Genomic DNA, 13234 nt, shown 5'->3' with positions numbered 1-13234 from the left:
CAGGCGGTTTCGCCGGATCAGAAGGGGCCGTTCAGTTCGCTCAGCGTGCCCATGACCTGTTCCACGAGCGGGACAGTGGAGTCGTCCCGTCGTCGCTCGTCCAGGCGTCGGTCACCGGCCAGCATCCGATCGCGCACCGCCCGCACATCGGCCAAGGCCGCAGCCTGCACCGCATCGAACAGCGCATCGGAGTAGGCATCCAACGGGCGGCCCCGGCCCCGGCCGACCCGGACCGCGGTGAAGCCCAGCCGGGCCTGCATCGCCGTGCTCAGCCTGTCCGGGTAATCGTCCCGGGCGGCCCGCAGCAACCCCTTCCCCACGCCTCCGAACCACTCACGCCAGTGATCCGCCGACGGATGAAGAGCCTTCGATGAGACAGATGTGGTAGCCCACATAAACGGCGAACTCGTCGTGTGGGTGGCGGACCGGCTCGCCTTCGAACGCCTGCAGAAACGGCTGCAGCGGCGCGGGGCTGTGGCGGTCCGGGCTGCTCGCCGTTGCCAGGTGCCGGCGCTGCCCCGGGCAGGAGGACGGTGGCGAACTTCTCGCGGGCGCCGGAGGTGAGGCCACCAGAGTGGCGGGGCCGTCGCAGATGATGTGGACGTCGAAGTCCGTCACGCTGAGCTGCGCGGGTATGCCCTTCAAGAGCCGGGCGGTGCACTGTGCTGGCACTGTGATTCGGCAGAAGTGGGGGACGAATGGATCTGAACTTTGTGACGTTGCTGGTTTCAGTGATCGCGCTTGTCACATCAGCCTGGCTGGCGTGGAGTCAGCTCAGGTCATCTCGGAAGTCGACGGTGCTGGCGATGATCCTGGAGGGGTTTCGGGACACACGAGGCGATGACTACCTCGAAGCAGTGGAGTACGTGCTGTACCGGCTGACAGTCGAACACCCACAGCCCGTTGCCTATCAGCAGCTCCCTGAGGAAAGCAGGCGGTACATCCAGCGTGTCGGTCTCTTCTACAACGACCTCGGCAAGCTGGTCGCGCACGGTCTGGTTGACGAGGCCCTGATCATCGGCGCCTACGGCGGGAGCCTGCTGCGGGCGTGGAATCTGCTGGCCCCCTACGTCTATCTGGAGCGTCAAGAACATCAGCGGCAACCCATGCGCTACTTCGAGGACCTGGCTTGGCGGGTCTCATCCCGGCGCCCGGAAACTGTGTACCGCGAATTGGGGCTACACGTGCTTCCGCCCGGGAACCTGCCTTGAACGCTGAGGGGTCGGCGGTCTGCCCGGAGGAGGTGGGCAGCCGCGCGAGGTTGCCGAGAACACCGCTTCGCGGTCGGCCTGGCGGTGGAACTTGCGCAGGATCTCGGCGATCACGTTTGGTGGTCAGCGCGATTGCAGTGCGTCCAGGGCCACGGCCTGTGCGATGGCGAGGCGGCGGTCGAGGTCGGGGGCTGCGATGTCGAGTACGTACCGGTCGCGCAGTCCGAACTTCTTGTCGAATGCCATCAACCGCTTGTCGCCCGCGGTGAAATCGAAGTGGTACGGCCATATGAACGGCACGAAGTCGGTGAACGGCAGCCGGTCCCAGACCCGGCGGACGACGGCCACCACCCAACTGCGCTCGCGCCGGGTGAGTTCTGTCGTGCCCGGCTGGTCCATGCTCCACGTGGAGCGCAGCAAGGAGGCGACGGGCTTTTCCTGGAAGGACCCAATGGTGTTGCCCAGCGCGTCCCGTACGTCGTAGACGGCGCCGAGATCCACGATCTGGCGGGCCTCTAAGGTGCACAGGACGTGGTCCGTGGATTCGTCGGTGTAGATGGTCACCTGCTCCTTGAGGGTCATCCGCTTCTGCTCGGCGAAGGCGACGACCTCGCCCTCGGAGCCGTCGGGACGGGCCACGGTCACCCCGTATCGGTTGACCATGAGGGCCGTCCTCTGCCGGATGTTGAACCCCCCGTGCGCCTGCAGGTGTGCGTTGTCCACGTGACGTCTCCCGCTTTTCCGGTCTCTGGCACTGCAAGGCCTGCTCGGTCCAGGTGTGCACTGCTCACCGCTGTTCGTGCTCTGCCGAACCATCGTCGCCACGACGGGCGCCCCGGATCAGCCCTCGGAAGTCGTGGCCCGCAACCACCAAGGACGACAGTGCGGCAGACCCCAACCGCCCATGTCCTGAACGGGGTTGTTTACTTTCGTCGTCCGCCAGCACGACGCAGGGATGACGCGGGCGCTCCCGGGGGCTGTCTATCGTCGGCCCGTGAGAGTGGACGAAGGAAACACCGCCCGCGTCGCCCGGTCGCTACTGCTCCGGCTCCGGCCTGCCGTCGCGCGTCCCTGGAGTCGCGGGCGGATCGCCGGGGAGATCTTGCTCGTCGTCGTCCTCGCCGGACTGGCGGGGCTGTTCGACGCCGTGAGGGCCGGCTTCGGCGTACGAACCGCCGCTGTCGTCAGGGCCGTCGCCCTGCTGTCGCTGATCCGGCGCGTGCGGCCAACGACCGTTTTGGTCGTCTCGGCAGTGCCGCGGCGGTGAGTAGCCATACAAACCACGGCATCGAATCGCCCTCCTTTAGGGCCTTTCTCCACCAAGCTACCGCCCGAAACGCTGGACAGAACAGACACGGCAGCTGTGGTTCTTGATCGTTGGACGCCTGCCCGGTGGGCGAACAACAGCGGTCAACAGCGGTGCGAACCCGCTCTCGCGTAGCCTCCGCTGAGCCACATAAGAGCCCCGGGGCCAGCACGGCACCGCCCACGCCCGCCAAGCGCCCCGACACGGCCAAGAACGTCCAGGCGCACTGCCGTGCCTACGAGCGCATCAATAACCGAGGCCACGCCCTGGACGCCACGGCCTGGCAACGCCTCATCCACGCCGCTGGCGGTGAACAGCAGGTGGGCGGCCTACTGCACTCAGATGACCGGCCCAGCAGACAAGACCAACCCGTCGCCGCCGCAGCCGAGCAGGACCGGCAAAGGCCAGGGCAAGCCGAGCAGCAAAAGCAAGCCGTCGAAGGGCTCCTCCAACCGGCCCTAGGCGACCCGCGATCTGAGGCACGTCCGGCCCTTGTATGCGGGCAGGGTTCGACGCTGGGTAAACTGCGAGCGGCCCTGCGGCCCTCCCCCACCAGGTGGTTTGCACCATCCGGCCTGTACACGTCGGCGGGCCCACGACCAGGGTGACGCACGTGAGCACAACACCGCCGAGAAGGCCCACACCCGAAGAACTCGTGGAGCACCTCACCCACGTCGGCCGGAGCCTGCGGGCGGCCACGCACCTGGGCCATCCGACGCCGCCAGCATCACCGCACCCACCCTCGTTCTGGCCAGCGAACAGGACATCGCCCCACCACCGCGGCTCGGGCGGGTCACGGCCGAGGCCATCCCAGGCGCCCGCTTCGAGGTCATGGTGGGAGACGCCCACCAGCCGTTCCAGGAGTCCCCGACGTCTTCAACATACGAGTCGACGCCTTCTGACACGAGGTCGACAGCCAGGCCCTTCTGTCCTGATCTACTGAGAGCTCTGACGCGTCTTATTGGACACCCTGTGCCGATGCCGGTCCGGGTGCTGCCCGCCGATTCTCTTTTTCCACGAGACCCGGACGCCGATCAACGAAGTGCACGTAGCGGAGCCGGGCTTGGCCGTGGTGGAGGTCGCGGTCTGCGACGACCAGACCGCCTTCGCCGTCCAGCAACTGCTCAGCACGCAGTGGGCGACGGCGGACCATACGACGCAGGCTCCCGGCGAGTCCGGCGACGACTGCGCTGCTACCTGCAGGTACGCCGGGAACTCGGCTCGTGGCACCCCAGCGTGTACGGGATCGCGCTCGCTCCGCGGCGCGAAGCGTGTCAACGTTGCTCAGTCCCAGGAGACCCGCTCCGCCGACCATTCGCCGTCCGCGCCGTGCGTTTGGCGGTCTCGCCGGTACGGCGAGCGGGACGCTCAGGTCTTCGCCCGAGTGCGGCCCCGCCATGTTGTTCAGGGGCCAGGGCCGCACGCAGGCTCAGCAAGCAGACACCGAACCGCTGTGGCGACACTTGGCCGTCACCCTCGCGTCCTTCGAACGAGTGAACGTCCTCTTCTCCGCGCAACCGCGGGACCCGAGGGCGTGTCCTGCACAGGCAACACCACCCGCTCAACCATGGGGAGCCCGCTCTTGCGCAAGAACCTCGCCACGGCTGCCGCTGTGGCCGCCGGCGCGCTGACCGCCCTGTCCTTCATTCCCGCACACGCCGCCGAGTACAGCTCGGCGTTGAAGATTCGCGGAGTGCAGTACGACGCGCCGGGCCGGGACTCCAACAGCTGCTCCTCGGGCAACACCAACCAGGAGTACCTGACGGTGAAGAACTACTCGTCCCGCTCGACGATCAACCTCAAGGGCTACGTCATCAAGGACGCCGCCGGCAGCCGCCCAACCACTACCTGCAGCCCGGTGACTATGTGAAGCTGCGCGGCGGCCACGGCAGCGACTCCGACACCCACAACGTCGTCTACCGCGACAACTGCAACTTTCTGTGGAACAACGACAAGGACACCATCTACCTGTACAAGCCCTCAGGCAGCCGCGCCGACGTCCACGCCTACACCAACCGCAACGACAACCCCGACCACAACGGCTACATCAACTTCCACAGCTGAGATCACCCCTCTCCGGCCAGCTGTCTAGTCCGCCTTGGACCCTGGGGTCGTCGGTGGGGCGAAGGTGCCAGCACTGCGAACACCGCGCCTCCGTGCCCAGCGCACCACCAACCGGCCCGCCGGCGAGCGACGACTGCCCGCGCAGATTCACGCTCCCGCTCGCACGCATCGGGTCGTGAGCGACGGCTGCTCGCCCAGAGGATAGAGAGCTGCTGTGGTCACGGACACTCGAAGGGACAAAAGAGTTCCATGGGCGACAAAAAGGGACGCGGGTACGGCAACGGCCACGCTGTAAGGGCAGGTCAGGGACAGGCTGGCCGATCCAAGCGCGCCTCCGGCAAGCTCGTGCGCCTATACCGCCGTTACCACGCGTGGCGGACCCCGTTCCCGCTGTGGGCGAGGATCGTGTGCGACGTCCTGTTCTGGGCCCTCACCGCCGCGGCGGCCTACGTCACGATCGGCAGCCTGTGCGGGGCCATCCTCGTCGCAGCTCCCCTACTCGGGTTCCTCGGGCTCGCCTCGGGCAAGGAGCGCGACGACGGCATCGACTGGAGCGACCACCGCATGGGAGGGCGGCCCAGGGACCCCGGGCCCAAGTTCTAGTGCTGTCCTTGTCCTCATCAACCTGGACGCCGACCTCGACGAGCTAGCCGCGTGCACCCCGCGCAGCGGGCTGCACGCACCGGTCAGGCAGCCCGGCCAGCACTCTCCCCTCCTCAACCGCGCCATGCACGGCGCCTTTGTCAGGACCTCTGACGAGGTCTGCGGCCGGCGCTTCAGTGCTCGAAGACCGCCGTCGCCACCGGCACTGCCAGCAGCAGGCTGAGTCCAACCAAGGAGAGGCGGTCCAGCCACAGGATGGCGGCGAATTCGCGCAGTGTCGCGGCCAGCCAGTAGGCGGGGGAGGTCGGCGCGCCCACGACGTGCACGGGCACGCCGACGCGGCGGGCCAGCAGGGTCGTGCGGTAGACGTGGAAGCTGCTGGTGACCGCGGTGGCACGGTGGCCCGGAGTGGTGCCGTGCACAAGGGCCGCGCTGAAGCGGAGGTTCTGCCCGGTGTTGACCGAGCGGTCTTCCCGCACGATCCGGTCGGCGGGCACTCCGCGTCCGCGCAGATAGTCGGCCATCGCGTCCGCCTCGGAGCGGACCTCGTCGTCGCCCTGGCCGCCCGAGACGACGAACACCACACGAGGCGTGTCCGGTGCGCGGGCGGCGTCGATCGCAAGGGCGCGCTCCAGCCTGCGGGTCAGCAACGGGCCGGGCCGGTCGCCGTTGAGCCCGGCGCCCAGGACGACGACATGGGTGGTTTCCGGCAGCGGGGTGCTACGGCCCCGGACGAACACGTAGGCGGCGAAGACGAGGAAGAGCAAAGTGAGGTATCCCGCGGCCGCGTTCACCGCGACCATGAGGACACCGAACGCCTCGCCGCCGACCGCGTGGAAGACTGCGTCGAGGCCGAGCACCGCAAGCACCGCGCAGCCGGCGGCCCCGGTGGCCAGCAGGGCTGCCTGCGGTCCGTAGCGCCGAACCAGAAAAACGCCGTCGGCCAGCAACAGCAGGCCCAACGCGAGCGCCAGGAGCAAGGCGGCGACGGCAAGAACGGTGGCGATGGTCGGGTGGGCCGCCGCACTGCGACCGGCCACGCCGAGTCCGGCAGAAGTCACCGCAAGGCAGAACAGGACGGCGGGGGAGAACCGGTGCGGTGCCAGCAGGGCGTTGACGACGCCGCCCGCTGCGAACACGACCGCGGCGAAATACTCCGGGTACTCCGGCATGTGCCGCACCGCTCCGCTCTCCCGCCCGCCAGGCCGCTGCCCGTCCCCGCCCGCCTCTCGCCGCCCGCGGGTTCCCGGACCCGAACGGACGGCTGCCGGCCATCCTCCCAGACCACCTGTGGTGCGCCGAACGCGGGCGGGCGGCGGTATATTCGGCGGGACCGGCATGTCATGCCGGTGGTGCTGCCCGGCGGCCGCACAGGACGCACAGATGGACGGTGTGCCCTATAGCCCGGTGCAGGTCCAGCAGGTACGGAACCGCGACGCGGCGGACCGCTCCTTCGGGAGACGCTGCAGCGATGGCCATCATCCGTAACGCGATCCGGTAGCCGGTGCCCTCATGTTCGACCGCCCCACTCGGACGAGCATCCCGAGGACGCGGTACGGGTCGGCAACGCCACTGGGCAGCCCTCTACGGGGAGCCATGCGCGTTGTGCCCCGGCCCCGAACTCGGGCGGCTCGTTCGAGCACCGCCGCATACAAACGATCACTGAACATGCACCTTGCACAGCGCAGCTGACACGACCTGATCACCCCGGCCCGCTACCTGACAAACCCTGCAGATCAGGCCCCCAGCCAAGGGCCGGCAGCCGCTGCCGCCACGGCTACCGAGGCACCAGCACCGTCCGACCACAGACGCACACCAAAACTGATCAACCCAGCCAGAACACTCGCTCCTGATCACAAACACGGCGCCTGGACACCAACAGCTCGCCGACCTCGGACTCGACTGGGCGAGGACGTAGCCCCGCGTGAGAGTCTGAGCGAGGTCCGTGCCGGACGCATCCGGCACGGACGCTCTTTGTGTTGCGGGTGCAGGACGCACTGCTGGCGCTGTGTTGGCTTGGTCAGGTCGGTGGCCAACGTCGGAGCGGACGGTAGCGGCGAGGCTGCCCTGCAGGTCCCAATCCCGGCGGCGGTGGGAACGTGTGGTGATCTGTCACAGGCGGTCTTCACCCATCGGTTGGCTCCCGCCCGGGTGGCGGGGCCCGGATGCGGGCCCGTCACCGGTGCTGCGCCCTGCCCAGCTCGTCGGTGTACCGGGCGAGGGCGTGGCCATCCGATCCAACCGATCAGGGGGAGGCATCTGCTCGAACGTCACCGTTGGGCTCCCCGAAGTAGGTGGCGCTCTCTGCGTCCGCCGGGTAATACGACTCGATCGCGACCTCGTCCAGCGTGATGTCCATCGGAGTACCGAACGTGGTGATGGTCGAGAACAGCCGCAGCTCCCGTCCGTTGAAGCGAAGGATCATCGGGATCAGGACATCGGATTCGACCGATCGGCTCGACGCGTCCTCGGAGTTGGGCTCCAGCAGTTCCTCGTAGAGCGCGGTGAGCTCAGCGTCGGGAGCAACGGCGAGCTGACGCCTGATTCGGGAGCGGAACACCACACGCACGTCGGCCAGATTGACGACCATAGGGGCGAACCCACGTGGGTCCAGCCCCAGCCGCACCAGGTTGATCGGCGGCAGTAGCAGGTCGGGATCGACGTCCGCGAAGAACGGCTCGACCGCGCGATTGGTCATCACGATGTTCCACCGGCGATCGAAGGCCACCGCCGGGTACGGCTCATGCGCACGGAGCACCCTCTCGACCGCGTCCCGGGCCGCCGACAGCGCACCGTCATCGAGTGGCCGCTCGGCGTACCGGGGTGCGAAGCCGGCCGCGAGCAACAGCCGGTTGCGATCACGCAACGGCACATCGAGCTGGTCCGCGAGCCGGAGGACCATGTCGGCGCTCGGGTTGGACTTGCCCGTCTCGACCAGGCTGACGTGACGGGCCGAGACGTCGGCCGCGATCGCGAGATCGAGTTGGCTGAGTCGTCGGCGATGCCGCCACTGCCGCAAGAGCTCCCCAACCGTATGCACGGTCATCGAGAGTACTCATCGTGGAGCCGCACGCCATGAAATCCGACTTCATCGACAACCGTTGTGACCGCAGAAACACTGCGTCCATGACCACAGACAACAAGAGCATCGTTCAACGGGCATTGACGGAACTGATCGAGACGGGCAGCGTCGACGCGCTCGAACCGGTGCTGAGCGATGACTTCGTCCATCACAGGCCGGACTCGACTTCATCGACCAAAGCGGAATGGCTCGCCGCCGTACAAGCAGCACTCACCCCGCTCGCCGGTATGCGAGTGGAGGTCCACCACCTGCTGGCCGACGGTAATCATGTCGTGATGCACTCGCGGCGACAGCTCCCCGATGCCGGGCCGGAGATCGCGGTCGTCGATATCTGGCGGATCGACGAGGGGCTGGTCGCCGAGGCTTGGGAGATCATCGAGCCGGTGGCCCAGGCGGCCGCCAATCTGGTGTGGTGGGAGCCCGCTGGGCGCTGATCAGTCGTATCGCTTCCGCTCTCGAACGACAAGATCGTCGATCAGCTCGATCATCGGGGCGATCGCCTTGGTGACCGGAGCGGCGAACAGCCGTGTCAGTACCTTGTAAAGGGAGGCGCTCCGCGAAGTGACGGATAGACGTCGGGCGCGGCAGGAAGCCAGCGCAGGCCATGAGGGATCTAGGACCCGGCCGATCAGGATCCGGACATGCTGGCCACCCTCGTCATCGACACACTCCTGCACGGCGCAGGACCACACAGCTGAGCGTCACCCACGGCCAGGGGCGTGGTGCTCCAGGAATACCCGGCGTGCAGCCGGAGTGGTCTGCCATCGCGGTTCTGGCCGGCTTATGGCCTGGTCGGGCCTCTTCCCGTGAGAGGAGGCCCGGCAGTCCTTCCGGCGGCAGCATTCAAGGAGTCACAGGGAGGGAGGCCACGGTGCCGCCCCCTGGTGGAGAGTTTCGCGCAGGGTGGCGTTCTCCGCTTCGAGTTCGGCGTTGCGCAGGCTCAGCGACTGGATGTGGTTGGCGTAGGCGACGATGGTGGCACGCGCCTCCCACTGCCGGCCGCGCTCGACAGCGCGGTTCGCAGCCCGCGGACCTGGTAGCCGAGCTCGGCATCTGCCGCGGTTAGGTACCGGCGGACCTCGGCGGAGGCGCCGGTGCGCTTGCGGAACAGAATTTCAGAGCCAGCGGTCAGTCCAGTTCGGTGAGGTGGTCGGCGGCGCCTCCTCGCCATTCGATCAGGAAGAGGGTGGCGTCGTCGCTCGTGCGTCCGCCGCGCTCGTCCTTCAGCGTGTGAGACAGCCAGCGCACCTTCGCCCGTACTCCGTGCTCGACCTGTTCCATGCGGTTGACGCACTCGATGAGCTGGTTCTCTCCGAAGGGCTCGCTGCCGGGCTCGTGTTCCTCGATGACGCCGTCCGTGTAGCACAGGACCATGTCGCCGCGCTGGAGGCGGAGTTCGCTGATCCGGGGTTGTTCACCGCCGAAGCCCACCGGAAGCGTGGTCGGGCCCCGCAGTGGCCGGACGACCTTGCCTCCCCGGATCAGCAAGGGTGAGGGGTGGCCCGCGTTGACCCATTCGAGGTGGCCGGTGGCGATGTTCAGGTGCATCATCAGCGCGGTGACGAAGTGGTCGGGCCCGAACTGCCGGCTGATGGCCTGGTCCATGAACGCGTACTTCTCCGCCAGGCTGATGTCGGCACGCCGGGCGTGCCGGTAGGCGCCGATGGCGACGGTGGCCATAGTGGCGGCGTCCAGGTCGTGGCCCATGGCGTCGATGATGGCCACGTGCAGGATGTTGTCGTTGAGGGCGTAGTCGAAGCTGTCGCCGGCGACGCTGTAAGCGGGCTCCAGGATGCCGGCCACGGCGACTTGCGGCACAGACATGGCCAGCGGCGGCAGCAGCGTCCACTGCATCTCCGCGGCCAGACTCATCGGCTCCCTGCGGCGGGCCTGGAAGAAGAGATCGGTATAGGCGTGTTTGGTGACCATCATGTCGGCGACCAGACTGGCGAGTCTGCGCAGCAGACGCCGGTCGTGGTCGTCCACGACGTCCAGGGTCACGGCCAGCACACCGACCTGGTCGCTGCCGTCCAGCAACGGCAGGTACATGCGTACGGCGCCGTCCTGCGCTACCTCGACGATGTCCATCCTCAGGAAAGCCTGCCCGGCCGGTGAGTCCCCGATGGTCTCGGGCTCACCGACCACCAGTCTCCTGCCCGGCAGCGGCACCAGCAGCTCCTGCGCGTAGTCCTGCAGCAGTACCGATACCTCACGCCCGCCGATCCTGGCCACTTCCTCCGCGATCAATGGAGCCATCAGCTGCGGCGACATGAGATGAGACCGGTCCAGCAGCAATCCCAGCAGCCGCTCCCCGATGCCTTCCGACCGGTCCACCTCACCGTCTGTCACGACCGCCTCTTCACGTTCTGCCCTGCCTGCGGCGTCACGACGTGACACCCAAGCCACTTGGGAGATATCAGCCAGGGCCAGGGCGGCCGCAACCTCATTGCGCACGCACCACGGCTGCCTCGCCGACGGGAACCGGCGCTCCCCCGGCTAACCCTCGCCACATCCCGGCAGAGCGGTCCACCCGGGCACCGCTGCCCGCTCAGTCTGCTGACCGGTCGCCCCCGACCGAGAGCGGCACGCCAGCCGCGGACCACTGAGCACCCCAACAGCCCAACTGCAGCACCCACACCGAGGCCCCCGTGACCTCATGTCCGCTTTCCTTCTGGCATCGCTCGCCGTCTCACCGCCGCCGCACTCACCGTCGGCGCTCTCGTCTCGGTGGTCACCCTGCCGGCATCCGCCGCCGACCACGCCCGCCCCGAGCGGCCCTGCGCGGCTACAACCTCAACGACCAGACCGCTCCCTGAAAATCAACCGCAACGACTGCGGCTGACCCCTCCCCACGTACCGATCGTGCCCGATTCGCAGACAGCAAGAGTGCCGCTCACCTTTCATCCCAGCCCTTGCTCTGCTTATCGAATCTCGATAGATTCCCATCGCGTTTCGATGGAAGGATGGGTCATGGGAAAGCTGCCCGTGCGTGCACTGCGCACCGTGCTCGTGCTGGTGCTCGTCGGCACCGTGTTCGTGCAGGCGTTGATGGTGTGGACATTGGTCAGCGGGAGCGACCCGGAGGACGGGTCGCTCCCGCTGACCGCGCTGCGGGCGATCACGATCATGGGCATGCTGTCGGCCCAGGTCGCCCTGATCTGCGTATGGCGGCTGGTGACGATGGTGCGACGCGGAACCGTGTTCTCCCACGCCGCCTTCCGGTACGTGGACGGCGTGATCGGAGCGATCGTCGGGGCTGCCCTCCTGTGGTTCGCGGTCACGGTCATCAATGCGCCAGGCCAGCGGGACGACCCGGGCGTCACCGTCATCATGGGCGGGATCGGTGTGGCCATCCTGGGGGTCGCGCTCATCGTCCTCGTGCTGCGGATGCTGCTCGCCCAGGCCGTCGCGCGCGACGTCGAAGCGTCGCAGATGCAGGCCGAGCTGGACGAGGTGATCTGATGCCGATCGCTGTCGACATCGACGTGATGCTGGCCAGGCGGAAGATGTCCGTGGGCGAGCTCGCGGACCGCGTAGGGATCACGCCCGCCAACCTGGCGGTACTCAAGAACGGCCGCGCCAAGGCGGTGCGCTTCGCGACGCTCGCCGCACTCTGCGAGGTACTCGAGTGCCAGCCGGGCGACCTGCTGCGCTGGGAAGCCGAGGACACCGCAAGCGAATGACGTGCCCTTCCAAGCCCCTGCCATGCGTCGAGGCCGCTACACGGGCGGCAAGAGACTTCGATCAGCCGTCGTACCGCTCAAGGTGGACTGGCACGACCCGGCCGGGCCCGAACCTTCCCAGGCAAGTCCCGGCCGGGCCCCACAGGTCAGCCGTCACCGCCGGTACGGCGCAGGTACAGCGTGCTCTGGAGGTCGCTCATCCACAGGCGGCGGTCCTCGCCAAGCCCCTCCAGGGCGAGGCGACTACGGACAGATCGTGGCCACCAGCCGGGAGACCCTTATGCAGGACATTCCTGTCTGCCCCCTACGCGGCGCCGCGGTGCCCGGCCTCGTCCGTATCCCCCATCGGCCGTGTCAGCCCGTCACCCACCTCCGCCCACCGGCCGCGCTCGGTCTCATCCAGCCCGTAGTGGTGCCGGCACTCCTCACACCGCACGCCGTCCACGAGCGTCTCGTCCTCCCCGTTCGGGCAGTCCGTGCCATCCCCGCGCCCAACACACCTGTTATCCCCCATGGGGTCGACCGTGCGCCGCGCCTGCTCTTGGTCGGCAGGGTGCCCGACGGGGCGCACAGGCGCTCGAGGCCCGCACACCGCCCCATAGGACATCGGGCGTCTCACAAGCCGGGGAAACGGGGTCCTGAGTGCCCGTTTCCGAAGTCGCTGAAGTGACCTTCTGGCGGGCCGAGCCTGGTACGTGGCCCATGGCGATGGCCGGGCACCAGTCCGGTACTGCCCGGCCCGTGGCAGACACGCACCGCCCTTCGCGTCCGGCACCACGGACGCGGAAGGGCCGCAACACCATCGAGCCATGACGCCGCCGTGGCGGGGAACCGCCGGCGGCTTCTGCGGCCGCGCAGTCCCTCAGCCCAGTGCCTCAGCGGCCTTCAAGGTAGAGGTGGTCCCCGCGGCTCACGACCTGGAGCAAGGTGCAGCGGCTGGTTGCCGTCAGCTTCCCCGATGTCCTGAAGTCGAACGGTCCGGCGATGCCGACGCGAGTGCAGGTGCGCGTCTGCAGTTGCCTTCATAGCCTGGTGTTGCTCGGGGTGGCCGCGGAGGTCTGTCATGCCCCGGAACATCTGGAGCGGTGCGATCAGCTTTGGTTTGGTCACTTCTCTGAAGTAGGAGCTGCGCGGGGCGGGTTTCTCGCTGAGGCAGCTGCAGCAGACGCCTTCGGCCTGGCCGCGGCGCTCGTATGGGTCCCAGTACAGGCAGGCGCAGACGCATTCCACCGGAGCGGATTTTCACGTCGATCGGATTGACGCTGGATGCGTGGACCGGAACGAG

Annotated in this window: 12 protein-coding genes and 2 pseudogenes; 8 read left to right on the top strand and 6 right to left on the bottom strand. The window is 67.8% G+C overall.

Going from position 1 to position 13234, the window contains the following annotated elements; translation table 11 throughout:
* Nucleotides 1-17: 17 nt before the first annotated feature.
* A complete protein-coding gene (locus AC07DF_RS11395; protein ID WP_478969378.1) occupies nucleotides 18-308 on the bottom strand; it encodes a hypothetical protein in 291 nt (96 codons plus the stop codon).
* Between the two features lie 25 nt (nucleotides 309-333).
* On the bottom strand, nucleotides 334-618 hold the full coding sequence (locus AC07DF_RS11390) for a hypothetical protein (RefSeq protein ID WP_478969376.1): 285 nt from the start codon (nucleotides 616-618) through the stop codon (nucleotides 334-336).
* An 80-nt stretch (nucleotides 619-698) separates the two neighbouring features.
* Between AC07DF_RS11390 and AC07DF_RS11385 the strand changes: the two genes are divergently transcribed.
* Nucleotides 699-1211: a DUF4760 domain-containing protein gene (locus AC07DF_RS11385; RefSeq protein ID WP_478969375.1), complete on the top strand. Its 513-nt coding sequence runs from the start codon at nucleotides 699-701 to the stop codon at nucleotides 1209-1211.
* Nucleotides 1212-1334: 123 nt separating this feature from the next.
* Here the strand turns inward: AC07DF_RS11385 and AC07DF_RS11380 are convergent, their stop codons facing one another.
* Nucleotides 1335-1934: an LURP-one-related family protein gene (locus AC07DF_RS11380; protein ID WP_478969373.1), complete on the bottom strand. Its 600-nt coding sequence runs from the start codon at nucleotides 1932-1934 to the stop codon at nucleotides 1335-1337.
* A gap of 271 nt (nucleotides 1935-2205) precedes the next feature.
* Between AC07DF_RS11380 and AC07DF_RS11375 the strand changes: the two genes are divergently transcribed.
* The 4 genes and pseudogenes from AC07DF_RS11375 (at nucleotide 2206) to AC07DF_RS11360 (ending at nucleotide 5184) form a co-directional block, all read left to right on the top strand.
* A complete protein-coding gene (locus AC07DF_RS11375; protein ID WP_478969371.1) occupies nucleotides 2206-2478 on the top strand; it encodes a hypothetical protein in 273 nt (90 codons plus the stop codon).
* Nucleotides 2479-3559: 1081 nt separating this feature from the next.
* Nucleotides 3560-3637: pseudogene (locus AC07DF_RS11370) on the top strand (DUF6207 family protein); the annotation flags it as partial.
* A gap of 447 nt (nucleotides 3638-4084) precedes the next feature.
* Nucleotides 4085-4581, top strand: a pseudogene (locus tag AC07DF_RS11365) (lamin tail domain-containing protein).
* 345 nt (nucleotides 4582-4926) lie between these two features.
* Nucleotides 4927-5184 (top strand): hypothetical protein, encoded by a 258-nt coding sequence (locus AC07DF_RS11360; RefSeq protein ID WP_478969369.1) that lies wholly within the window; start codon nucleotides 4927-4929, stop codon nucleotides 5182-5184.
* A gap of 173 nt (nucleotides 5185-5357) precedes the next feature.
* Here AC07DF_RS11360 and AC07DF_RS11355 read toward each other — a convergent pair whose 3' ends face one another.
* Both AC07DF_RS11355 and AC07DF_RS11350 read right to left on the bottom strand, forming a co-directional pair.
* A complete protein-coding gene (locus tag AC07DF_RS11355; protein WP_478969367.1) occupies nucleotides 5358-6356 on the bottom strand; it encodes a YdcF family protein in 999 nt (332 codons plus the stop codon).
* Between the two features lie 1073 nt (nucleotides 6357-7429).
* On the bottom strand, nucleotides 7430-8230 hold the full coding sequence (locus AC07DF_RS11350; RefSeq protein WP_478969365.1) for a helix-turn-helix domain-containing protein: 801 nt from the start codon (nucleotides 8228-8230) through the stop codon (nucleotides 7430-7432).
* 14 nt (nucleotides 8231-8244) lie between these two features.
* On the opposite strand from AC07DF_RS11350, the gene AC07DF_RS11345 reads away from it, so the two are divergent.
* Entirely contained in the window at nucleotides 8245-8700 is a 456-nt protein-coding gene (locus AC07DF_RS11345; RefSeq protein WP_478969363.1) for a nuclear transport factor 2 family protein, read from the top strand.
* A gap of 694 nt (nucleotides 8701-9394) precedes the next feature.
* Here the strand turns inward: AC07DF_RS11345 and AC07DF_RS11340 are convergent.
* Entirely contained in the window at nucleotides 9395-10615 is a 1221-nt protein-coding gene (locus AC07DF_RS11340) for a PP2C family protein-serine/threonine phosphatase (protein ID WP_478969362.1), read from the bottom strand.
* A gap of 621 nt (nucleotides 10616-11236) precedes the next feature.
* On the opposite strand from AC07DF_RS11340, the gene AC07DF_RS11335 reads away from it, so the two are divergent.
* Together AC07DF_RS11335 and AC07DF_RS11330 are read left to right on the top strand one after the other, a co-directional pair.
* Nucleotides 11237-11728: a DUF2975 domain-containing protein gene (locus AC07DF_RS11335; RefSeq protein WP_478969361.1), complete on the top strand. Its 492-nt coding sequence runs from the start codon at nucleotides 11237-11239 to the stop codon at nucleotides 11726-11728.
* Nucleotides 11728-11949, top strand: coding sequence for a helix-turn-helix domain-containing protein (locus tag AC07DF_RS11330; protein WP_478969360.1), 222 nt, complete (start codon nucleotides 11728-11730; stop codon nucleotides 11947-11949). Before AC07DF_RS11335 ends, AC07DF_RS11330 begins: the two co-directional genes overlap by 1 nt.
* Nucleotides 11950-13234: the final 1285 nt, after the last annotated feature.

The sequence above is a fragment of the Streptomyces sp. NPDC044719 genome (assembly GCF_056433405.1).
The sequence above is the reverse complement of the archived record's forward strand: the minus strand, read 5'-3'. Positions and strand labels throughout refer to the sequence as shown.